This window comes from Corallibacter vietnamensis (assembly GCF_039537875.1).
Lineage (GTDB): Bacteria > Bacteroidota > Bacteroidia > Flavobacteriales > Flavobacteriaceae > Corallibacter > Corallibacter vietnamensis.
Genome location: NZ_BAABBI010000001.1, coordinates 46470 through 69665, shown reverse-complemented (window position 1 = coordinate 69665; position 23196 = coordinate 46470). Strand labels below are relative to the sequence as shown.

The window sequence follows — 23196 nt, the reverse complement described above, 5'->3', positions numbered from 1 at the left end:
TAATTAAATAATATCCGCTACTGCGGAAAGGGAATATGACTGAAGGGAATTTTGTTGATTACGTAAAGTTACATGTAGCCTCTGGAAACGGAGGTAAAGGGTCTGCACATTTACACCGTGAAAAGTATATAGAAAAAGGAGGTCCAGATGGTGGTGATGGTGGTCGTGGTGGACATGTAATCATAAGAGGTAATGCTAACCTCTGGACATTATATACCTATAAGTTTAAAAGACACTTTAAAGCTGGTCATGGCGAACATGGTAGTAAGCAGCGTAGTACAGGTGCAGATGGAGCAGATATATACATGGATGTTCCTTTAGGTACTGTTGTAAGAGATAAAGAAACCAATGAAATCCTTTTTGAGATTACCGAAAATGGTGAAGAAAAAACCATTGCCCAAGGTGGAATGGGTGGTCGTGGAAACTGGCATTTTAAAAGTTCAACAAATCAAACACCGCGATATGCGCAACCAGGTATTCCCGGAGAAGAGCGTGATATTATTCTAGAATTAAAAATATTAGCAGACGTAGGTTTAGTAGGTTTTCCTAATGCAGGAAAATCTACATTACTGTCTGTTGTAACAGCTGCAAAGCCTAAAATTGCTGATTATGAGTTTACAACCCTAAAACCTAATTTAGGTATTGTAGAGTATAGAGATCATCAATCATTTGTAATTGCAGATATACCTGGAATTATAGAAGGTGCTGCAGAAGGACGCGGACTAGGACATTATTTTTTACGTCACATAGAACGCAACTCGGTATTGTTATTTTTAATCCCGGCTGATGCTGATGACATTAAAAAACAATATGATATTTTACTAGATGAGTTAAAACGCTACAACCCTGAAATTTTAGATAAAGAGCGTTTTGTTGCTATCTCAAAAAGTGATATGCTAGATGATGAATTAAAGGCAGAGCTTAAAGAAGAGTTAGATAATGAACTTCCAGTAGACTACATGTTTATGTCTTCAGTAGCACAACAAGGACTTCAAGAGCTTAAAGATACTTTGTGGAAGATGTTAAATGCCGCTCCAACAGAGTAAGGTATATCCTAATTTCGTAACTTTAAAATAAAAAGTTATGCGATTTTCCTCTTTATTTGTCTTATTAATAATTGTTTCCTGTGCTCCTATATATGTTAATCATGATTATGAAAAGGGCACAGATTTTTCAAAATACAAAACCTACAATTATTACGATAATATCAATACAGGTTTAAGTGATTTTGATGCCAAACGCTTATTTTCTGCTTTAGATGAAGCTCTTCAGACTAAAGGATTTCAAATGTCAACTTCTCCTGATTTTTATATAGATATTAAAAGTTCAGAACGCCAATCAATGAAAAGAAATAGTGTTGGCGTAGGTGTAGGCGGCAGTGGGTCTCATGTTGGAGGTGGCGTTTCAGTAGGAATTCCTATAGGGCAACCTAATATAGACCGAAAAATACAATTTGATTTTGTTGATGAAAACGGAATAGGTTTGTTTTGGCAAGCTATTAGCGAGAGTACATTTAAACCTAATGCAAAGCCTGAAAGTCGAGAGGCACTCTTTAAAGCTATTGTTAACAAGGTTTTGAAAGAGTTTCCACCAAACCAATAAAGTTTTCTTAATATGCGTTAAGCTACTGTTAATCGTTTCATATCTATAAATAGGTTGTTTATCTTCGAGGGATTAAAACCAATCAACATGAAACGAACATTATCCATTTTAGCAGTATTATTACTCATTTGTTTTCAATCTCAAGCACAATACGAAATTAAATCGTCAAAGAAATACTCTCATGATATTGGGAATATGGTTTCTATGTTAGACGACCTTAAAGGGCGTGTTGAAAGGATTGTTAAAGATCTAAACCAAGAGCAAACAGATTTTTTAATTGATAAAAATGCAAATAGTATTGGAGCAATCATTTATCATTTAGCCGCTACTGAAGCCTACTATCAAGTTTACACCTTTGAAAAAAGACAATTTAATAAAGAAGAGGAAAGTAAATGGAGTGTTGCTCTAGGACTAGGAGATAAGGGTCGTGAAGAATTACAAGGAAAACCAATTCAGTATTATTTAGATATTTACAATGAAGTTAGAGAAAAAACAAAAGAACTACTAAAAACAAAAGACGATACATGGTTCTCAAAAAAGAATGGAGCTATGACCAATCACTGGGCGTGGTTTCATGTTATGGAGCACCAAGCAAATCATATGGGGCAATTAGCCTTTTTAACAAAACGATTACCAAAATAAAAAATTATGAATTTAAAAAACAAAGTAGCATTAATAACAGGTGGAAGTAAAGGTATTGGCTTTGGTGTGGCTCAAAGCTTATTACAACAAGGTATTCATGTAGCTATAACAAGTAGATCAAGTGCTTCGGCAAGTGAAGCTGCAGGGTTATTAAACGCTAGTAATACAACAGACGCAAAAGCTATAGGTATAGAAGCCGATGTGCGAAATTTTGAAAGTCAAACAAACGCTGTAAAACAGATTATAGATACTTTAGGTAGTCTTGATATTGTTGTTGCAAATGCCGGATTAGGACATTTTGCAAGCATAGAAGATTTAACCAGTGAGCAATGGCAAGAGACTATTGATACAAACCTTACAGGTGCTTTTTATTCAATAAAAGCAAGTGTAGATGCACTAAAAGCATCTAAAGGATATTACATTACCATTTCAAGTCTAGCAGGAACCAATTTCTTTGCTAATGGTTCTGCTTATAATGCCAGTAAGTTTGGTGTTACAGGTTTTACACAGGCGGTTATGTTAGATTTACGTAAGTATGGTATTAAAGTAAGTACCATTATGCCAGGATCAGTATCTACACATTTTAATGGTAATGAACCTGATGCTTCTGATGCTTGGAAAATTCAAAGTGAAGATATTGGAGAATTGGTTGTTGATTTATTAAAAATGAATCCAAGAACCTTACCTAGTAAAATAGAGGTTAGGCCAACAACGCCACCAAGTAAATAATAAAAAAGGCTTCAAATTTTTGAAGCCTTTTTTATTTAATTATTAACTGAAATTCTCACGCCTTCACTATGGCTACTAAACTCTGGTGCATACATACTTTGAATGGTTGTGATGCCATTACTCATATCTCCAGAATTGTTTACACGTAAGTCGTATTCAAACACATAAATTCCTTTTGGTAGATAATCAAAGAAGAAATTAGTACTTGCATCTTTAGTCGCTTCATAATAGCCTAATCCATCTTGCCATTTGTATTGTGATAGTGCATTAACAGGTTCTAATCCTGCTGCTCGCATATCTTTCATGTGAACAAATTCCATAGCGCGATCACTACGTAATTCTATACGCACACGTACCAAATCGCCAACTTCTAAATGCGTTTCTGAAGTGATTTCTGTAAGCTCTTCACCAGTATCAGTATTATTCTTTTTAAATAATTTCTTCTGAAGTTTTAAAGGTGTTTCAGCGGAAGTAATCTTATCTAAATCTTCAAAATATTGCCAGTATAAACTTCCCCAAGCAATGCCATTTCCTTTTTTGGTGAGTTTTACTTCTGCCATTTCAGGTTTAATTTCGGTAGTGTTCCAAGATGTTTTATAATAACCAGTTCCTGCTTCAACTTTTACGGTTTCTAATTTTGAAGGCTCAACAGGCTTATTACCTAAAACAACATCAACCATTTCGGTAACGCTTAACCAATCGCTGCCTTGTAATAGCAATGCGTAAACTGCTTCGGTAGTTGCTTTTGTGGTTTTCCACTGATTGGTTTGCTTGTTTTTAAGCAACCATATTTTTAGGTTGTCTACAGTTTTGGTGTCATTTTCAATTTCTGAAAACGCTTCAATCAGCAACGCTTGCGTTTCAATAGGTGCTTGATACCAATACCAAGAGCTTGTGTTTTCTTTCCAGTACATACCTAATTCATCTGAAGTAATACTGTTTTCTTTTAATGATTTTAAGATTTTAGAAGCTGTTTTGTTATCTTCCATTCTGTGTGTAATTAAAGCCATTAATCCTTTAGCATACAACGAACGTGACAACCAATGTTTTTCTATTTGTGTGTGGTAATATTTGGTAATGTCTTCAACTTCTTTTGATGTTTTAATTTCAGGGAAAAAGCTTCGCATGTACAAATAATGCAATTGAGTATAGCTCAAGTGGTCTTTGTCTAAATCTACTTTGCTGCTGTATTTTTTAAGGTCTTTATATTCTTTTACAAATTCAGCATCTAGATATTCTATAGCATGTTGTATCATAGATTGCTCTTCAAAACTAGAATTTACATTTAAGTGTTTTAAATGTCCAAAACCAGCAATAATATGCTGCGTAATGTAACGGTTTTCGCGTCCGCCTTTAAACCAAGACCAAGCACCATTGCTCATTTGGTTTTGTTGTAGTTTACGTAAGGCAGATTGCAATTCGTTGTTCATTTTATTCATGTCAAACAACAAAGCGATACGTTTCTTTTGTTCGGTTTCACTTTGTGCATCGCGTAACCAAGGCGTTTCTTGAATAAGAATAGATTTTAATGCTTCATTTTTTTCAAGATTGCTTAATAATGCATCTGTGTTTTTCCACTGATTGAAAACCTCTTGTATTCTAGGATTGCTGTTTGCAATATGACTTGCCAACGCATTTGCATAGTAACGACTAAAGGTTTGCTCATTACAATCATACGGATATTCCATAAGGTAAGGCAATGCTTGAACTGCATACCAAGCAGGATTAGAGGTCATCTCTAAAGTGAGCTTATGATGTTTTAAGGTTGTAGATACGTTATTTTTAAGCTTATCTAGAGTAAACGTTCTGGTTTCGTTACTTTTTATCCACATCGGTAATGTTTCGGTGACTAACATTCTGTTGGTTAGCACAGGTAATGCACTTTGTTCACCATCACTAAAATCACCAGATTTTGCTATAATTTTATATTGAATAGCACTCACATTATCCGGAATGTTTAGCGTCCATGATACTTGAGTATTACCTTTTGCGTCTACTGAAAAGGTTTCAACTATGTTGGAACTGATAAGATCTTGATTAATATCCTTTCCTGAAATAGCATCTGTTAACTCTAATTTAGCTTGACCAGAAAGCGCCTGTTCAGTAAGATTAGCAATTTTGGTGCTAATGGTAATAACATCACCTTGACGTAAAAAGCGAGGTGCATTTGGTAACACCATTAACTCTTTTTGAGTTACGGTTTCAAAACTGCTTACAGCGCTATGTAGCGTTTTGGTATGTGCTAAAAGCTGCAATTTCCATTTGGTCAAGGCTTCTGGTGTTGTGAAATTAAAACTTACGTTTCCGTTTTCGTCGGTTTGTAACTGCGGAAAGAAAAATGCGGTTTCTTGAAGGTTTTTGCGGATGCTAACCTGACTGAAATCCACATTTTTAGTGGAAATGATTATGACACCATTAGCACCTTGAGAACCATAAAGCGCAGAGCCTCCAGCGCCTTTTAGTACTGTTGTGTTTTCAATTAATTCTGGAGATATTTTTTGAAGATCTTCACTCGATGCTATTTTACCATCAATAACAATAAGTGCTTCTGTGTTCCCAGAAAGAGATCTATTTCCTCGTAAAACAATTCTTGTTGTTTGATTCGTATTGTTATTGTTGATTTGAAGACCAGAAACTTTACCTTGTAAACTTTCAACTACGTTTTCCTTTTCAAGCTTTTGATCTTCTGTGATTGACGCTAACCTAGCTTTTTCAGATTGAAAATAGTATGGCCTATGCCCAAAACTCAAACCAAACCAATTAAATTGATCATAAGATTGATGAGGATATTGAATAAATGTTTGGTTTAGGTTTTGTATTCTAAATCTACGTGTACCAAAGCTGTAAGCAGCATTTCTTCTGTTGTAGCTAGAGTAAGTAGTTTTGTGTATTGGGTTGAAACTCCAATTATGTGGTTTAAATTGGTCTAAAGATGCATCGTACATACTTGCTAATAGTTCGGCAGACACTTGTTCACCTTTTGAACCTTTTATTTTAAAACGCCAAGTTTCATCTTTTCCTGGTTGTAATTTGTCTCTAAATGTGGTGGTTTCAATCTCTAAATCTGTTTTAGGGTATGGTACTGAAATGATCTCTGATCCTGATTGATGACTATTAGCAAAAGCAAAACTATAGTGCACAGCAAAACCTCCTATGTCGTCTTTTGTGACTGGAATTTTAATAGTTTTTTTGTTGTTATTAAGGTCAATTATATACGTGTTTATAGTTTCATGATTTTTTTCAACATCAAGTGTTATAGTTATATTTTTTGCTGATGAACCTATGGTTATTTCAGCCATATCATTTACATCATAATTTGTTTTATTGGTTGTGATGCTGAATAATTGATTATCGGCTAGAGTATTGTCTTTATCACTGTAAAGCGTAGTTTTTGCTTCAGCTTTTACATCTTGTTTAAAGGAATCTTTACTTTCTAAAACAATGATGTATTGTCCAGATTGCCATTTTTTTATGTTGCCGAGTTCTAGAGTTTTCGATTTTTCTGTATCAAAGTGTTTTTCAAAAACTAAAAGCCCTTTTTTCCAGTTGTTAGGATTGTCTTCATCTTGATAAGCATCATGTGGGAATTGATTTTTAAATGCTGTTTCTGAAAGCATAAGGTAGTCTGGCGCTTCCCATGGTCTGTCACGTAATACATATTTTGGAGCTTGTAGTTTATAAATTTTTATAGTACCACTAGCAGGAACAAATTCGCCGTTAAGGTTTTGTGTGTTAATTTCTAACGTATGATTTTTATTTGTTTTGTCTAATAGATTTGCTACTGAAACAGTAGCTGTCATAGCATGATAGCCAACGTTTACTATTGTTGTGGCACTTCGTGTTTCGCCATTTAAATCGATAACATCAGCGGTGATTTCATAATTGAAAATAGGCTGTGAGCTTTTATCTACACTTATGTCAGGAATGGCTTTAAAAGTAATTTCAAACGCACCTTTATCATCTGTTGTTGTTTCGCCGTGACTAATTTCTTGTGATTCGCTAAAAAAAGCAGGGCGAGACCAATAGTACCAACTAGGATATTGTACTTTTCTGTGTACACGATACACTACTTTAGCATCTGTTATATTGCTGCCTGCGTAGGCTAAAGCAGTTCCTTTTACCTTGATAGAATCGTTTATTTTAAAAGTCTCTGTAATAGGAGCAAAGTTGGTTTCAAATTTAGGACGCTTGTATTCTTCAACCGAAATAGAACTTGAAGCATGAATTGTTTTATTGTCAGCTTTTAAATCGAGCGTATAATATCCTGTAAGTCCGTTACTAGGTAGTATAAATTCTCCAGAAATAGAGCCAAATTCATTGGTTTTAAATTTCAGTTCTTTTACAATTTCATAATTGGTATCATATAGAGTAACACTTAAATTTTCATTAGCTAAAACTTCAGATATATCATGATCAGTTTTCATGGCAATGCCCTTAAAGTAGACTGTTTGTCCAGGACGATAAATACTTCTGTCAGTAAAAATAAAGCCGTTGTACTTTGTGTTTTCTTTTTGTGTAGTGTGTGATTGATTTATGTAATAATCACCAAAATAGGCTTTATCATTTTTTGTGGTGGCTTCAATTTTTACTTGCGTCCAATTAAAACCATCTTTTATAATTTCAATTAACCCTTTAGAATTTGAAGTTAAATTTTTACTCTGTAAACGTCCATTGTAGTTCTTTTTGTAAGTGATTTTTACATCAATATCCTGAATAGGTTTTCCTGTATTTCTATTAACAAATTGATAGGCTTGCTTGTTGTTTTCTGTCTTATCAATAGCCGCGATATTGGTAATTTGTATGGTTTGAGTAGCAAAGGTATCGTTGCCTAAAACAGATGCAACAATTAGGTAACGACCATTTTCTAATGCAGGCATGATTACTTCTGTGCTATGATTTTGGTAGTCGCCTTCGTTTTTTAATGTTGTTTCCCAAGTTTTTGATGCAGTAAGTTTTTTTATAAAGGCTAATTGCTCATCTTCACGATAGGTTTTATTAAATAAGGCAAATTGCTTTTCATTAAGTTTATAAACATCAAATTTTAAGTTGTTTATATTTTTGTAAGAAACAAGTAATCTAGAAGCTTCTTGAATTGGTAAAAAGCTTTCTGTTTGAATTTGAATATTTTGTTTTAAGATACTTTTTTTAAGAGCGTCACATTTATCTGCTGCAATGCTTTTAGGGAAAGCCGTTATAACCGATTGGCAAATATTATAGGCATCTTTAACTTTCCATTGAGCTGATTCATTTGTTTTAGGATCATATTTGCTGCCTTGTTGATGCCACAATTTTGCTAATTCAAAACTGTATAATCCGGAAACTGCTTTTGAGTTGTAAAAATCTTTAGATGATTTTAGTGTTGCTTCTAGCTTGGTTTCTTTATTAGAAAAAGTAGCATGTTCTGCTACAAAATTTAATCGTTCTATATCTACATCAACCAAAGCTTCTGGCGACTTATCTTTTAAATGAAATTGAATTAAATCTTGAAATATTTTTAAAGCTTGTAATTGTAGAGATGTTGTGTCTTTTGATGTTAATTCAAGACGAGAAAATGTTTTTACACCGCTTAAATATTTAGGGTTGTCAATTTCAAACTTGTAAGCAGGTTTGGTAATGCTGTTTTCGTTGGTTTTATAAAAATCTAAAGCATTATGCGCTAACAAATCAAATAATGTAGGTCTAAATGTTTTAGAGTTTTTTTGAAGAATTAATAATTCATCATAAGTTTCTAATGATGTTTGTTGTAGAATAAGTCCGTTTTGTAACGCATTATTATGGTGTTTTTTAATTTCAGAAAATAGAGTTTCTAAATCCCAAGTTCTAAAGTCGGTTTCATTTACTTTATCAGCGGTTTTTGTACGGTTGTAAAATTTCCATCGATTTTGCTGAAAATATTGCCAATATAAGTCGGCAAGCATGCTTTCTAATACATTTTTTGTAGGTGTTTCGCTCTGTGATATTTCAACTTTAAAGTCGTTTATAATGGTAAGTTGTGCATCTTCTTCTAGAATTAATGCGTATTTGCTTTTATGTAATAGCGCTTTTATAATTTGTGGTTTATTGTTCGTTTTTTTAGCTTTTTCAGAGATTTGTTCAACAATTTTTAATGCAGATTTAGGTAACCCTTCGGCATCAAAAGCCTCGACTTGTTTCCAAAGTGATTCAAATTTGTTGTTTTGAGCTTGAGAGACGTTTGCAAAAAGAATTATGGTAAAGAATATGGTAAGGTGTTTCATATGTTTGTTTTTCTACAAGGTTACTTTCAAAAGGTATACCAAAAAAGAACTAATTAGTAAAAGGCGCGTTTGCTTTAGTGAAGTTAGTTGTTTTTTAAGTTATTAAGAAAAGTTACTTTTGTTTTTATGAGACTGTTTTTTATACTATTTATACTGCCAGTTTTATTATCGGCCCAATCTACGGTAGCTGATGTTGTTTTATTGATTGAAAATAGAAAATTTGAAGAAGCAGAAACGTTAACAAAGCGTTATTTAACAGAGTTTCCCAACAATCAAGAAGGTTTAGAGTTGCTGGGCGATGTATTTGCTTATCAAGAAAAATGGGATGATGCAGTTTTGCAATACAAAAAACTAACCGCTTTAAACCCTAAAAAAGCAAATTATCATTACAAATACGGAGGCGCTTTAAGTATGAAAGCAATAAATGCGAATGTTTTTGTAGCTACTACATATGTTTCAGATATAAAAAATGCTTTTTTAGAAGCATCGCACTTAGACGAAAGTCATGTAGATACACGTTGGGCATTGGTAAAACTTTATATAGAGTTGCCTTTTGTTTTAGGAGGAAGTAAAAAACAAGCCATGCATTATGCCCAGCAGTTAGAAGTAATCTCTAAAGTAGATGGTTATTTGGCAAAAGGCTTTGTTTATAATGAAACCGATGATAAAATCAATGCTGAAAAATTTTATAAAAAAGCATTAGCGGTTGGAGGTTCAAAAACGTGTTATAAAGAATTATCTAATTTTTATTTAAAACACAACGAAAAAGAAAAAGCATTGCATATTTTGAAGCAAGCCTACGATAAATTTAAAGATGTAAAGTTTAAAGAAAAAATAGAAGAGATTACAAGATAATACCATAAAAATACGTAGGAAAACCAGTATATTTGAACCCTACAAAATCATATTATGAACGTACATTTTATAGCTATAGGTGGTGCAGCTATGCACAATTTGGCCATTGCATTACATAACAAAGGTTATCAAGTAACAGGAAGCGACGATACTATTTTTGATCCTTCAAAAACTCGTTTGGAAAACAAAGGTTTGTTACCAGAAGCTTTTGGTTGGTTTCCTGAAAAAATTACAGCAGATTTAGATGCAGTCGTTTTAGGTATGCATGCCAAAGCTGATAATCCGGAGTTGCTTAAAGCGCAAGAATTAGGCTTAAAAATTTATAGCTATCCAGAGTTTTTGTACGAACAGTCAAAAGAAAAAACGCGTGTTGTTATTGGTGGAAGCCATGGTAAAACTACCATTACGTCTATGATTTTACACGTGATGCATTATCACGATCGTGATGTCGATTATATGGTTGGTGCGCAACTTGAAGGGTTTGATGTTATGGTAAAACTCACAGATGACAACGATTTTATCGTGTTAGAAGGTGATGAATATTTAAGTTCACCAATAGACAGACGACCAAAGTTTCACTTGTACAAACCAAACATTGCCTTGTTAAGTGGTATTGCTTGGGATCATATTAATGTATTTCCAACCTATGAAAACTATGTAGAGCAATTCAGCATATTTGTTGATAGTATTGTGCGCGGTGGAAGTGTGACATATAGTGCTGAAGATGCTGAAGTTGCTAGAGTAGTAGAAGCTAGTGAAAATACCATACGTAAGTTACCATATTACACACCAGAATATACGGTTGAAGATGGCGAAACCCTATTAGAAACTCCAGAAGGCCCTTTACCTATTGAAGTGTTTGGGAAGCATAATTTAAACAATCTTGCAGGAGCTAAATGGATTTGCCAACACATGGGAATTGACGAAGACGATTTTTACGAAGCCATTGCAACCTTTAAAGGCGCGAGCAAGCGTTTGGAGAAAATAGCTGAAAGCGCAACCAGTGTTGCTTACAAAGATTTTGCGCACTCGCCAAGTAAGGTAGAAGCCACTACAAAAGCGGTTAAAGAGCAGTACAAAAACAGAACGCTAGTTGCGTGTTTAGAACTGCATACCTATTCTAGTTTAAATGCTGAATTTTTAAAAGAATACAAAGGCGCTTTAGATGCAGCTGATGTTGCAGTGGTGTTTTATAGTCCACATGCAGTGGAAATTAAAAAGCTAGATGCAGTAACACACGAGCAAATTGCCAAAGCGTTTGAGCGTGACGACTTAATTATTTATACCAATCCTGACGATTTTAAAAACTATTTATTTTCTCAAGATTTTAATGACAAAGCCTTGTTGTTAATGAGTTCTGGGAATTATGGCGGATTGGATTTTGATGCCATTAAAGGATTGATTGGGTAATGGTTTTGATTAAATTAATGATAATCAGGCGCTTGCGTGTTAAAAAATGTTAAATTTAATTAAAAACTATTTATTTGTACGGTACAAACAATAATTATGTTGTATATTTGTACACAACAAACCACTCCCGCCTATGATTTTCATGCGTATCAGGAGTGGTAATTTATTTTATACCTATTCCATTGAAGATATATAATAAACCTCCGTTAACATATCAGGAACAATTAGACAGATTAAAAGAAAGAGGTTTAATTGTCAACAACGAAGCTAAAGCAATTCATTTATTAGAGAATTTAAGTTATTACAGAATAAGTGGATATTTATATCCGATGCTTACAGATAATAAAGAAGATCATGAATTTAAAAAAGGAAGCACATTTGAGAATGCTTTTAAAATGTATTGTTTTGATAGGGAGTTGAAGCAATTGATTTATAGTGATATAGAGAAAATTGAAGTTTCTTTCAGGGCTAAATTGACTTACGTGTTATCACATAAGTACAATGCTTTTTGGTATACATACGAAGGTTTATTTAAGAACAGAGACAAGCATTTAAAAAGTCTTGAAACTACGTATAAAATGGTTTCTGACAGTACTGAAGATTTTGCAATAAAGTACAGAAAGAGATATGTTAATACATATCAGCCAAGTTGGATGGCATTAGAAATTGTCACCTTTACACATCTCTCGGTTGTTTATGAGAATTTAAAAGATACAGCTGCAAAATCAGAAATTTCAGAACATTATGGAGTTCCATATCAATTGTTAGAAAACTGGTTGAAAATTCTAACATATACAAGAAATATTTGTGCTCATCACTCCAGGTTTTGGAATAGAAATTTATCATTGCCGATAAAAAAGTCTACAAAAGAATTACCCTTTAATTGGATTGAGCAAACCGATATACCAAGAAATAAGTCCTATATCTATTTAAGTGCAATAAAATATTTATTGGATAGGGTTAATCCAAAAAATACTTTTACAGAAAGATTAACTGTTTTATTTGAGAAATATAATAATATAGATATCCATAAAGGAATGTCATTCCCAGAAGATTGGAAAGAACAACCATTATGGAAATTAGATCTTTCTAAATAAATTTAAAATAGACTAAAAAACTGATTCTAAAAACGCTTTAATGCTATTCTGGTTTTGTTTAATCAGTTCATCTTTAGCCAATTCAAAATCTTTTTTATTTCGGTTTTGGGAGAGTTTAAACTTGCCTTCCCAAGCAGTAATTGTAATTTTAAAACCCTTTACATAAGGCAGGTACGCATCCATTTTAGGGTTGTCAGGTTCTAGTACATACGCGTTATTTGGTTCAAGAAATTCGGTCATAGCAATCATGCTTTGCTTTATGGCTTCAGGATTATCAATTTCGGCAACCGTTCCTTTAAGGTGTACTTTTACATAATTCCAGGTTGGGAGTTGTTCGGTACTGTAAATACTTGGCGATATGTAACATTCTGGTCCAGAAAAAATAACCGTTACAGCTTGGTTGTTCTTAAGTAGTTCGACTTGCGGATTAAACATATCTAAATGGCCAATAAGGGTTTCGTCTTTGTAAATCAAAGGTAAATGCGTTACTAAAGGTTCATTGTTTTTCACCGAAATAAGCGTCGCCAAAGGATACTGTTGCATCACAGCAATCATGTGTGCTTTATTGTCATCCTGATGTATTTTTGGAGGATAGGTCAAATGAAAATTTAGATTTCAGATTAACGATTGTTGATTTATAAATTTACAATATTTATCTTTATGCTATGCAGGAGAAACCCACGTCATTTTCTATAAAACATTGGAGTCAAGACGACCAACCTAGAGAAAAGCTTCGCGATAAAGGTAAAGCAACGTTAAGCGATGCCGAATTGGTAGCAATATTAATAGGTTCTGGTAATAAAGAAGAAAGTGCTGTAGAGTTGTCTAAACGTATTTTGGCAAGCGTTGGCAATAACTTAAACGAACTTGGAAAACTATCACTCAAACAATTGATGGATTTTAAAGGTATTGGTGAAGCTAAAGCTATTACTATTGCAGCAGCTATGGAATTGGGACGACGACGTAGAGGAGAAGAAGCACTAGAAAGAAAGAAAATTACCTCAAGTATTTCGGTATTTGAATTGATGCAACCTGTTATTGGTGAGTTGCCACATGAGGAATTTTGGATTGTGTATTTAAACAATTCTAATAAAGTGATTCAGAAGCAACAATTAAGTAAAGGTGGCATTACAGGAACTCTAGTAGATGTACGTTTGGTGATGAAAAATGCATTAGAGCTTGGTGCTACAGGACTTATTTTAGCGCACAATCATCCATCAGGAACATTAAAACCTAGTGAAGCCGATAAGCAACTTACCCAAAAAATGAAGCGTGCAGGAGAAAGTTTAGATATAAAAGTACTAGATCACTTAATTGTTACAGAGAAAGCGTATTTTAGTTTCGCCGATGAAAATATCTTATAAGTGCTATTAGTTTACACCCATAAAATCACGCCAAGAGTAAAATATGCCTTTAAGCATATCCTTACACGAATTTTAGGAATACCTGTTACATTTACCACAACTATAGAAGATTTTATAGCTCATGACAGCCTAAAAATGTCTTATACAAAGCAACCTTTAAGTCATGAAGTTTTTATAAGAAGTCACGATATTTTATTTGAGCATGGATTATCAGATATAGATATTCATGTTCAAGATTGGGAAAACACAAAGTGTTTCTTTTCTAATGGAGAAAAAAGCGCAATACCTTTTGATATTTTTTCAGCAGCATTTTATTTGTTGAGTCGCTATGAAGAATATCTACCTCACGTAAAAGACGAATATGGACGCTTTACAGCTGTAGAAAGTTTAGCGTACAAGCATGATTTTTTACATCAGCCAGTGATAGATGTTTGGGCCTATAAGTTCAAAAAGGTTCTTGAAACTCAATTTCCAGATTATGAGTTTCCAAAAAAATCTTATGCTATAAAGCCTATAATAGATGTGCCTTCACCTTACAATTTTAAGCTAAAAGGTCTAATGCGTAATTTTGGAGGAACCATAAAAGACCTTTTCGGATTTAAGTTTAAACGTCTTTACTATAGGTATATAGTGCTTTTCGGAATTAAGAAAGATTCTTATGATACCTTTAAGTACATCATAAACAAGCAAAAACAAAGCAACTTTAAATTCTTATTCTTTTTCTTGATAGGCGATTACTCTACATATGATAAAGGTATTAGTGCAAATAAAAAACAGTTTGTTACTCTAATAAAGCAAGTAGCAGATTATTGTAAGGTAGGAATAAAAGCATCATATTTTGCACTAGAAGACATTGATATTTTAAAAAAAGAAAAGCAACGTATGGAAGCTATTTTAAATACATCATTGACAGCGTCTAGGCAATCTTTTTCTAAACTAAATTTACCACAATCTTACAGAAACTTAATTGAGTTAGAAATATTAGAAGATTATACTATGGGTTATGTAAATCATACAGGGTTTAGAGCAGGTACATGTACGCCTTTTTTCTTTTATGATTTAGATTATGAAATACAAACACCACTTAAAATTACATCATATCATCTTTTAGATTTTTCGTTGCTGAAACACCAATCATTATTAGATAAAAAGAAAGCACTAAATGAGATTATATCTGAAATAAAAGCTGTAAACGGAGAGTTTGTTCCGGTGTTTCATAATTATACATTTAGTGATGTAGATAGATGGGTTGGCTACAAAGAATTATTTAATAATATACTAAATTCAGTAAATGAAAATTAACGGAATAGAGCATGTGTTTTTTGATTTAGATCACACACTTTGGGATTTTGATAAAAACTCTGCATTAACATTTGATTATATTTTTAAAGACAATAATATCTCATTAAACCTTGATGAGTTCTTAATACATTACGAACCAATAAATCATGCTTATTGGAAATTATTTAGAGAAGATAAAATAGATAAGGAGAGCTTACGCTACAAGCGTTTGTATGATAGTTTTAAGGCAGCAAACTACCAAGTATCAACAAGTATGATTTATAAACTATCAGAAGCCTATATTAATGAACTGTCTAATTACAACCACTTATTTGTAAATGTATTTGAAGTTTTAGATTATTTAAAACCAAAGTATAAGTTACATATTATTACCAACGGATTTAAAGATGTGCAACACAGTAAGTTAAATAAATCTAACATTGATCATTATTTTGAAACCGTAACAAATTCTGAAATGGTAGGCGCAAAAAAACCTAACCCAAGAATATTTAATCATGCTTTACAAATGGCAAGAGCAAACCCAGAAGCAAGTATTATGATTGGTGACAATTATGAAGCTGATATTTTGGGAGCACTTAATATGGGAATGCGAGCTATATGCTTTAATTATCATGACGCAAGCTTAAGTGACGACATACATCAAGTTAAAAATTTGATAGATTTAAAAAACTATCTATAAATCGCCGTATCTTTATAAAAAATATGACAAGTATTATGGTAAAAAAAATGTTTCTTCTTTGTTCTTTATTTGTATGTACAACAATTGTTTTAGCTCAAGATAATTTAAACGCTTATAAGTATGTAATTGTACCATCAATGTATGATTTTCAACGAGAAACAGATCAATATCAATTAAACTCTCTCTCAAAATTTTTGTTTGAAAAATATGGCTTTATTTCCGTTTTAGATAGCGAAACTTACCCCGAAGAAATAGCTAATAATGCTTGTTTAGCCTTAAGAGCTGATGTTTTAAAAGACCCAGGGATGTTTAAAACCAAGCTTAAAATTCAATTAAAGAATTGTAAGAATGAGGTTGTTTATGTTTCTAAAGTAGGAGAGTCAAGAGAGAAACAATTTAAAGTAGCATATAACAAGGCTTTAAGAGATGCGTTTTCTTCTTTATCAATGCTAAACCATAAGTTTGATTCATCTCAAGCTATAGTTAATACGTCTCCACAAGTAGCTCAAACAGATACGTCATCTAAAGAAGAAATTAAGCGTTTACAGGAGGAAATTAAAACTCTAAAGCGAGAAAAACAAGTTGAGGTTGTTAATAAGGCACCAAAAGCAGAAATTTCTAAACCTAAAGAAGTAAAAAGTAAATCTGTAAATTTTACGGCTAAGTTAAAAAGTGATGGTGTTTTTAATTATGATTTAATAGATGAGAATAATCAAATAGCTTATACCATTTTATTTTCAGGAAAACAAGATGTCTATATGGTAAAAGATGCCAATGCCATTATCTATAAAATGAATGGAAACTGGGTAATTGCAACAAGTAAGCATGATAATTCTTTAGAGGTTAAAGCTATAAAAATTACTTTTTAGTAGTTATACTTACCTTTCCAGCGTTGTTTTAAAAACTCTCTATGGCCATTTTCACGTGCATTATTTCCCGGGTCATAAAGCTTGGTGTTTTTTATATCGTCAGGTAGAAATTCTTGTTCAGCAAAATTATTGGCATAGTTATGAGCATATTTATAATTATCTCCATAGCCAAGTTCTTTCATAAGTTTTGTTGGCGCATTTCTAATTTCCAGTGGAACCGATAAGTCTCCAGTTTGTTTTACTAATTGTTGCGCATTATTAATGGCTTGATATGCAGCATTACTTTTAGGAGAACACGCAAGATAAGTAGCACATTGACTTAAAATAATACGAGATTCTGGGTAACCAATAGTTGAAACGGCTTGAAATGTGTTATTAGCAATAACTAAAGCTGTTGGGTTGGCATTACCTATGTCTTCACTTGCTAATATTAATAAACGCCTAGCTATAAACTTAACATCTTCACCTCCTTCTATCATTCTCGCTAGCCAATAAACAGCGCCATTAGGATCGCTTCCTCGAATAGATTTTATAAAAGCAGAAATAATATCATAATGTTGCTCTCCAGTTTTGTCATAACGCACCGTGTTGTTTTGTACTTTGTTTAAAACCGAATCGTTAGTTATGGTAATATCATCACTAGCTTCAGAATTTACAATCAACTCAAAAATGTTTAGCAATTTTCTTGCATCACCTCCAGAAAGGCGCAATAAAGCGTCGGTTTCTTCAAGTTTTATGTTTTTTTTAGAGATGTGTTCATCTTTTTCAATAGCACGCTTTAAAAGTGCTTCTAAGTCTGTTTTACTAAAAGATTTTAAAATATAAACTTGACAGCGAGATAGAAGCGCAGGGATAACTTCAAAACTAGGGTTTTCAGTTGTAGCGCCAATAAGTGTAACCCAACCTTTTTCTACAGCTTGAAGAAGCGAATCTTGTTGCGATTTGCTAAACCTATGTATTTCATCAATAAATAGAATAGGGTTTTTACTTGTAAATAAACCTCCAGATTTTTTAGCTTTTTCAATAACATCTCTTACATCTTTAACACCAGAGCTTATAGCACTTAACGTATAAAATGGTCTGTCAGACTCTGTGGCAATAATATTAGCTAGTGTTGTTTTTCCAATACCAGGAGGACCCCAAAAAATCATAGATGGTATAAGTCCTTGTTGTATTTGTTGGGTTAAAGAACCATTTTTACCAACAAGATGTACCTGGCTAATGTAGTCATCAAGAGTTTTTGGTCGTAAACGTTCTGCTAAAGGCTCATTCATAATGTAAAATTAATAGAATTATTTTGAGTTTATATTCATGTGATTTGATTTTTTGCTGACAATTTATCATTTATATAAACATTGGATTGCTATTTGCTACATCTGTTAGTAAATTTACTTATGAAATCTTCAGAACAATTTCAATTTACAAATGGCGTCATTGTTTACCCTGTTTTTATGGTGTTATGCTTATGGCTAGTTTTTTGGGTTGAAATTCGTTTTGGTTATGACTTTACAAAATGGGGTATTTACCCACAAACACTCAAAGGGTTAAGAGGTGTTGTATTTAGTCCGTTTATTCATTCAGGTATTTCCCATTTATACCATAATACCATACCGCTTTTTGTGCTATCAGCAGCAGTTTTTTATTTTTATAAACCCATCGCTTTAAAAGTATTTGTTTTTGGTGTTTTACTTTCTGGTTTATTGACTTGGTTGATAGGAAGACCATCTTATCATATTGGTGCCAGCGGACTTATATATGTACTTGTTAGTTTTACTTTTTTTAAAGGTGTTTTTGCAAAGCACTTTAGGCTTATAGCATTGTCATTATTGATCGTTTTTTTATATGGAAGTATGGTTTGGTATACCTTACCAATAGAGAAAGGTATTTCATGGGAAGGCCATTTATCAGGTCTTATTGTTGGTTTGTTTTTTGCTCTCATTTTTAAAAAGCAAATAGCTAAACCCAAAAAATACGTTTGGGAAGATCCTGCTTATAATGAAGATAATGATCCTTTTTTAAGACATTTTGATGAAAACGGAAATTTTATAGAGCAATTACCTGATGACGAACTTTATGATGTAAATGAAAGTGTAGAAGAGAGGTTTAATCAAAATCAACCAACAGTTAATTACATTTATAAAAAGCAGTCTGATGATTAACGACGTTGTCTTATAGCTTCATATAAAAACGCTCCACAAGCCACAGAAACATTAAGTGATTCAATCTCTCCTAATAAAGGTAGTTTAGCTTTATCATCAACAAGTTTTAATACAGAAGGGTTGATGCCGCGACCTTCAGATCCCATGATGATTGCACAAGGTTCTTTAAACGAGATATCGTATAGCGTATTATCAGTTTTTTCTGTAGCTGCTATAACTTTTATGCCACTTGCTTGTAAATGAAATAATGCATCTTTAATATGATCTACCTTACAAATGGGAATTTTAAAGACAGCACCAGCACTTGTTTTTATGGTATCACCATTTACTGGAGCACCTCCTTTTTTCTGAATAATAATACCATTCACGCCAGTACACTCAGCAGTTCTAATTATGGCTCCAAAATTTCTTACATCATTTACTTGGTCTAACAACAAGAAAAGCGGAGTTTTAGTAGCTTCTGAAGCCTGCATAACTAATGTTTCAATATCTACAAAATCAATTGGAGAAATTTGAGCAATGGCACCTTGGTGGTTTTTATTGTTTAGTCTATTTAGTTTTTCTACAGGGACATAAGAATAGTTGATATTTTCTCTTTTTATAAGAGTTTCAAGTTCTTGAAAAAGATCACCGCGTAGTCCCTTTTGAAGAAATACCTTATCGATAGTTTTACCAGATTGAATTGCCTCAATTATAGCGCGTATACCAAATATTTGTGTGTCTTTTTCCATGCGACAAAGGTAAAAAAAAAGAGGCTGAAAAATCAGCCTCTTTTTAAGATTTATTTAAAGGATATTTTATTGCTCTTGAGCAACTAAATTTCCGTCACTATCATAAACAGTGTATTTACCACCTACAACTTCAATTGCAGCACCTATTTTTAAACCTGAAAAGTTTCCACCGTTATCTCCACTTAATGTGTCATAAGTAAAGAAAAGGTTATTGTTACTTAATTCAGTTTTAAAGATACCTGTTTTTCCAATTTTTAAGTTAAAAGGAATAGCAAAGCTACCTATTAATGACTCATCAGCACGGAAACCAAAATTTATGTCATATAAATCGATTCCAATACCATAGTAACCATCAGGTAAAACTTGAGATTCAAGAGCTATTTCAGGACAAGCACTTGTACCAGATATGTAAGCTAATAATGAACCTGAATTAAGGTCAACTAATACAGTATCAAAATCAACAATACCACATAAATCACCATGGTCATTGATAATTTCATCATCATCAGTATAAGTGAATGGCTGACCATTAGCATCAATTGCTTGAATAATATTCTCATCTAAATATTGGTAATTTTGATCTTTAGCCCAATGTAATTCAACACCTAAAGTATTGTTTGTGTAGTTATCAACATCAATAGAAAAAGAATCATTTCCTACAATTTTACCATTACCATTTCCACTACTTCTTAATTTAAAGACATACTTATCAGTACCTTCAACCTCTAAGTCAATTAAAGGGTTGATAGTGAAAGTGTAAGACGTTGTATAAGCTGGTACTCTAATCAAATAACCATCTAAACCAAAACCGTCATCTACAGTTGTAGGCGCGTCAGGATCTGTAGAGTCAGCTCCAATATTGAAATCAGACATGTCTCCACCTGAAACAATTTCTAATTTAAAATCAAGAGTTTCTTTATATGGTGTGTCTACATTTAAAGTAACTGTAAAGCTTTCACCTTCAGTTACTGAAGTTCTTGATACATTATCTATTGTAACACCAGGCTTTACAGAGTAAATGTATTCTGTATCATCATCATTACAAGAAGTTATCCCTAGAGCAACTATAGATGATAATATGATATTTTTTATATATTTCATTTTGAATTAATTTAAAAATTATTATTAGTTAGGAACTAAAGTATATGTTCTACCAGAGTATACGTCCTCGATTCCGAATTGAGAGAATACTAGGTTTCCTGAACCGTCAACATAACCAGGTACACCTTGTATAATCTCATTAGAAAATTGCCATTCAGTAAATACTAATTGACCCGCACATGCGTAGAAATAAGAAGTATATCCACTTCCTGGCCATCCCATCATACTGTCTAATTGGTAGTTTCCATTACCTAAATGTGTAATAACATGAGGTTGTGGTCCACTTGAATAGTTAATTGTATAAGTTCCTGCTAAATCAGTACGACATAATTGTAACTTAACAATTGTAGATTTTAATTGTTCACCAATTACTGTGTTACCTGAAGTAATGATTGTTTTTAAGTGTAATACGTAAAATGAAATTTTAGAAGCGTCTAAAGCGTCATTATAAACATGCGTATCAATTAGGTCAAATGTTTGATTAGCTGGCACAACAACTTCATTTGTAGCATCAAGAAGATCAAAGTGAGTTCCTTCAATAGCTTCGTCTACAAAGTCTCTAATCTCTGCATTACCATCTTCTAAAGCAATTCTTTGAGCTTTTGTTAAGCTAAAAATAGTTGCGTATTCAGTAGGTGTTAAACCTAAATCTTCTATTGTTCCTATTTCATAAGTTATTTTAACTTCTGTATTATCAGGTAAACCATTATTACCTCCAAGGTAATGTACAGGTACTCCCATTTCAAATGTTGCACCTGGTTCACCAACAAAGTTTCCAAGAGTAACGTCCTCTTTAAACCCATAAACACGGGCTAAACTTTCATTTTGAGTTGTGTTTTCAACTTCATCATCAACTAAACATGAAAAGCAAAATACTGATGCCATGATAGCGATGAAACAAATTTTTATATTTTTCATAATTTCTATTTTTTTTAATTATTGAGCCCAGAAAGGACCAGTTGCAAATACGTCAGCTGATGATTGTTGTGGAACATTAGCTGAATTAGATACTAATTCAGAAGATGGATACATCAATCTCTTAGGTCTAGTTGATGATTGAGCTGTTAGTGCTAATGGAATATCATTTGGATATCCTGTACGTGTAAACTCAATGTAAGACTCTATAGCGTTAATTCCATTTGTAGCAATCCATTTTTGTCTCATAATAGCTTCTAACTTATCTTCATCAGAACCAGCCCATCCTAAACCAACAGTAGTTGGGTTATAAGTAGAACGATCAGCACCTAATAAAGCAAATGATGCATCTATAGCAGCTTCAAAACTTGCTTGTGGATTTCCAGGGATATAGCTGTATAATTGTGCTTCAGCTTGAAGTAATAAACTTTCAGCACCAGTCATGATATAACCATCTTGACCAGAATCAATTACTAAACCAGGCCCAATAGGAGATAATCCAGCAGGTGAGTTGTCACCATCAGCTCCTTGCTCATGTCCTACAATTCCTCCACTTCCATCGTCAGCTTCGTCGTATAAGAAGTTTATACGGCTGTCAGCTGAATTAATTAAAAAGTTTACAGCATATTGAGATGCTCTGTAGAAATTATAGTTTACACTAGTAGTCTCGTTATTTGAGAAGAATAATGCATAGAAAGGGTTTTGTTGAGCAACGCTCTCATTAGAATACCCTGGGTTTATAGTTACATCATCGTTAATGAAAACAGCTGTTTGTAAAGTAGCAAACTGTTGGTTTAAGTACGTTTGAGATTCAGTGTCTCCGTTTCTAGCTTTTGTAGATTCACGCATTAAGATACGTAACTTAACAGTGTTAGCAAAGCTAACCCAGCTAGACATAGAGCCTCCAAAAATTACATCTTCAGCACCAACGTCTAATGTAGTTGCATCAGCATTACCAATCATAGCAATAGCTTCATCTAATTGAGTAACTAAAGCTCTGTATATTTCCTTATCATCATCATAAGCAGGTGTTAGGTTGTCAATACCTTTATGTGCTTGAGAGTAAGGAATATCACCATATAAATCTACTAAATACTGGAAGTAAAAAGTTTTCATGATTTTAGCAATCGCTTTGTGGTTGCTATAAGCATTATCAGGATGATTTATAATAGCTTCAAAATTTGCTGTGTTTCTAAATAATGAAGTAAATATCCCTGAATAGAAGTTGTTATCTATTGCAAGTGAAAACTCTTCAGAAAACCCACCAGTAAATGAGTTTACGTTAGCACCCCAATTGTTCATCATGGTATTACCCAAAATGTTCATTGTTCTTGCTTGAGTTCTGTATGTGTCAGTCATAGCACCCGATAATATTAAGTCAGGTGTTACGTCATCTGATGAAGGTGCATTTGGATTGTCATTAATATCCAAATAATCGCTACATGAGAAAGTAATCGTAAGGACTACTAATAATATTAATTTTATTTTCGTATTCATAATTTTTT

The 23196-nt window shown here is 33.0% G+C and carries 19 protein-coding genes; 12 read left to right on the top strand and 7 right to left on the bottom strand.

Features of this window, described 5'->3' with window-relative positions; genetic code table 11:
* Positions 1-35 precede the first annotated feature (35 nt).
* The 4 genes from obgE to ABD690_RS00350 all read left to right on the top strand — a co-directional run bounded on the left by obgE (position 36) and on the right by ABD690_RS00350 (position 2973).
* Positions 36-1046 (top strand): GTPase ObgE, encoded by a 1011-nt coding sequence (gene obgE, locus ABD690_RS00365; RefSeq protein ID WP_344725892.1) that lies wholly within the window; start codon positions 36-38, stop codon positions 1044-1046.
* Positions 1047-1083: 37 nt separating this feature from the next.
* Positions 1084-1602 (top strand): DUF4136 domain-containing protein, encoded by a 519-nt coding sequence (locus ABD690_RS00360; RefSeq protein ID WP_344725890.1) that lies wholly within the window; start codon positions 1084-1086, stop codon positions 1600-1602.
* Positions 1603-1689: 87 nt separating this feature from the next.
* Positions 1690-2244, top strand: a complete 555-nt coding sequence (locus tag ABD690_RS00355; protein ID WP_344725888.1) for a mycothiol transferase — start codon at positions 1690-1692, stop codon at positions 2242-2244.
* A 6-nt stretch (positions 2245-2250) separates the two neighbouring features.
* Complete coding sequence (locus ABD690_RS00350) at positions 2251-2973, top strand: SDR family oxidoreductase (RefSeq protein ID WP_344725886.1); 723 nt, start codon at positions 2251-2253, stop codon at positions 2971-2973.
* Between the two features lie 35 nt (positions 2974-3008).
* Here ABD690_RS00350 and ABD690_RS00345 read toward each other — a convergent pair whose 3' ends face one another.
* The gene (locus ABD690_RS00345; protein WP_344725884.1) at positions 3009-9209 is read right to left on the bottom strand and encodes an alpha-2-macroglobulin family protein; all 6201 of its coding nucleotides are present in this window, start codon (positions 9207-9209) and stop codon (positions 3009-3011) included.
* 126 nt (positions 9210-9335) lie between these two features.
* Here ABD690_RS00345 and ABD690_RS00340 point away from each other — a divergent pair, with 126 nt between their 5' ends.
* The 3 genes from ABD690_RS00340 (at position 9336) to ABD690_RS00330 (ending at position 12571) form a co-directional block, all read left to right on the top strand.
* Positions 9336-10064 carry a tetratricopeptide repeat protein gene (locus ABD690_RS00340; RefSeq protein WP_344725882.1) on the top strand — a complete coding sequence of 243 codons (729 nt, stop codon included), beginning with the start codon at positions 9336-9338 and terminating at the stop codon, positions 10062-10064.
* A 54-nt stretch (positions 10065-10118) separates the two neighbouring features.
* Positions 10119-11474, top strand: a complete 1356-nt coding sequence (locus ABD690_RS00335) for a UDP-N-acetylmuramate--L-alanine ligase (protein ID WP_344725880.1) — start codon at positions 10119-10121, stop codon at positions 11472-11474.
* 182 nt (positions 11475-11656) lie between these two features.
* Positions 11657-12571 (top strand): Abi family protein, encoded by a 915-nt coding sequence (locus ABD690_RS00330; RefSeq protein WP_344725878.1) that lies wholly within the window; start codon positions 11657-11659, stop codon positions 12569-12571.
* Positions 12572-12583: 12 nt separating this feature from the next.
* On the opposite strand, the gene ABD690_RS00325 is transcribed toward ABD690_RS00330, so the two are convergent.
* Entirely contained in the window at positions 12584-13171 is a 588-nt protein-coding gene (locus ABD690_RS00325) for an FMN-binding negative transcriptional regulator (RefSeq protein WP_344725876.1), read from the bottom strand.
* Positions 13172-13236: 65 nt separating this feature from the next.
* Here ABD690_RS00325 and radC point away from each other — a divergent pair, with 65 nt between their 5' ends.
* From radC to ABD690_RS00305, 4 genes are read left to right on the top strand one after another with little or no spacing between them, the layout of a single operon-like run.
* Positions 13237-13935, top strand: coding sequence for a RadC family protein (gene radC / locus ABD690_RS00320; RefSeq protein WP_344725874.1), 699 nt, complete (start codon positions 13237-13239; stop codon positions 13933-13935).
* Complete coding sequence (locus ABD690_RS00315) at positions 13936-15237, top strand: polysaccharide deacetylase family protein (protein WP_344725871.1); 1302 nt, start codon at positions 13936-13938, stop codon at positions 15235-15237.
* Positions 15227-15916 (top strand): YjjG family noncanonical pyrimidine nucleotidase, encoded by a 690-nt coding sequence (locus ABD690_RS00310; RefSeq protein WP_344725869.1) that lies wholly within the window; start codon positions 15227-15229, stop codon positions 15914-15916. The genes ABD690_RS00315 and ABD690_RS00310 overlap by 11 nt, the downstream gene beginning before the upstream one ends.
* A gap of 23 nt (positions 15917-15939) precedes the next feature.
* A complete protein-coding gene (locus ABD690_RS00305; RefSeq protein WP_344725867.1) occupies positions 15940-16785 on the top strand; it encodes a hypothetical protein in 846 nt (281 codons plus the stop codon).
* On the opposite strand, the gene ABD690_RS00300 is transcribed toward ABD690_RS00305, so the two are convergent.
* A complete protein-coding gene (locus tag ABD690_RS00300) occupies positions 16782-18059 on the bottom strand; it encodes a replication-associated recombination protein A (protein ID WP_344725865.1) in 1278 nt (425 codons plus the stop codon). The genes ABD690_RS00305 and ABD690_RS00300 overlap by 4 nt on opposite strands.
* Positions 18060-18179: 120 nt before the next feature.
* Between ABD690_RS00300 and ABD690_RS00295 the strand changes: the two genes are divergently transcribed.
* A complete protein-coding gene (locus ABD690_RS00295) occupies positions 18180-18944 on the top strand; it encodes a rhomboid family intramembrane serine protease (RefSeq protein ID WP_344725863.1) in 765 nt (254 codons plus the stop codon).
* Here the strand turns inward: ABD690_RS00295 and rlmB are convergent.
* From rlmB to ABD690_RS00275, 4 genes are all read right to left on the bottom strand, one after another.
* The gene (gene rlmB, locus ABD690_RS00290; RefSeq protein ID WP_344725861.1) at positions 18941-19675 is read right to left on the bottom strand and encodes a 23S rRNA (guanosine(2251)-2'-O)-methyltransferase RlmB; all 735 of its coding nucleotides are present in this window, start codon (positions 19673-19675) and stop codon (positions 18941-18943) included. The genes ABD690_RS00295 and rlmB overlap by 4 nt on opposite strands.
* A gap of 66 nt (positions 19676-19741) precedes the next feature.
* Positions 19742-20776, bottom strand: a complete 1035-nt coding sequence (locus ABD690_RS00285; protein ID WP_344725859.1) for a hypothetical protein — start codon at positions 20774-20776, stop codon at positions 19742-19744.
* Between the two features lie 24 nt (positions 20777-20800).
* On the bottom strand, positions 20801-21694 hold the full coding sequence (locus ABD690_RS00280; RefSeq protein WP_344725857.1) for a hypothetical protein: 894 nt from the start codon (positions 21692-21694) through the stop codon (positions 20801-20803).
* An 18-nt stretch (positions 21695-21712) separates the two neighbouring features.
* On the bottom strand, positions 21713-23188 hold the full coding sequence (locus ABD690_RS00275) for a SusD/RagB family nutrient-binding outer membrane lipoprotein (protein ID WP_344725855.1): 1476 nt from the start codon (positions 23186-23188) through the stop codon (positions 21713-21715).
* Between the last annotated feature and the right edge of the window lie 8 nt (positions 23189-23196).

Excerpts from the sequence above, each read along its gene's own strand:
- obgE (WP_344725892.1), top strand. The coding sequence starts at position 36 with ATGACTGAAGGGAATTTTGTTGATTACGTAAAGTTACATGTAGCCTCT.
- ABD690_RS00360 (WP_344725890.1), top strand. The coding sequence starts at position 1,084 with ATGCGATTTTCCTCTTTATTTGTCTTATTAATAATTGTTTCCTGTGCT.
- ABD690_RS00355 (WP_344725888.1), top strand. The coding sequence starts at position 1,690 with ATGAAACGAACATTATCCATTTTAGCAGTATTATTACTCATTTGTTTT.
- ABD690_RS00350 (WP_344725886.1), top strand. The coding sequence starts at position 2,251 with ATGAATTTAAAAAACAAAGTAGCATTAATAACAGGTGGAAGTAAAGGT.
- ABD690_RS00345 (WP_344725884.1), bottom strand. The coding sequence starts at position 9,209 with ATGAAACACCTTACCATATTCTTTACCATAATTCTTTTTGCAAACGTC.
- ABD690_RS00340 (WP_344725882.1), top strand. The coding sequence starts at position 9,336 with ATGAGACTGTTTTTTATACTATTTATACTGCCAGTTTTATTATCGGCC.
- ABD690_RS00335 (WP_344725880.1), top strand. The coding sequence starts at position 10,119 with ATGAACGTACATTTTATAGCTATAGGTGGTGCAGCTATGCACAATTTG.
- radC (WP_344725874.1), top strand. The coding sequence starts at position 13,237 with ATGCAGGAGAAACCCACGTCATTTTCTATAAAACATTGGAGTCAAGAC.
- ABD690_RS00310 (WP_344725869.1), top strand. The coding sequence starts at position 15,227 with ATGAAAATTAACGGAATAGAGCATGTGTTTTTTGATTTAGATCACACA.
- ABD690_RS00305 (WP_344725867.1), top strand. The coding sequence starts at position 15,940 with ATGACAAGTATTATGGTAAAAAAAATGTTTCTTCTTTGTTCTTTATTT.
- ABD690_RS00300 (WP_344725865.1), bottom strand. The coding sequence starts at position 18,059 with ATGAATGAGCCTTTAGCAGAACGTTTACGACCAAAAACTCTTGATGAC.
- ABD690_RS00295 (WP_344725863.1), top strand. The coding sequence starts at position 18,180 with ATGAAATCTTCAGAACAATTTCAATTTACAAATGGCGTCATTGTTTAC.
- rlmB (WP_344725861.1), bottom strand. The coding sequence starts at position 19,675 with ATGGAAAAAGACACACAAATATTTGGTATACGCGCTATAATTGAGGCA.
- ABD690_RS00285 (WP_344725859.1), bottom strand. The coding sequence starts at position 20,776 with ATGAAATATATAAAAAATATCATATTATCATCTATAGTTGCTCTAGGG.
- ABD690_RS00280 (WP_344725857.1), bottom strand. The coding sequence starts at position 21,694 with ATGAAAAATATAAAAATTTGTTTCATCGCTATCATGGCATCAGTATTT.
- ABD690_RS00275 (WP_344725855.1), bottom strand. The coding sequence starts at position 23,188 with ATGAATACGAAAATAAAATTAATATTATTAGTAGTCCTTACGATTACT.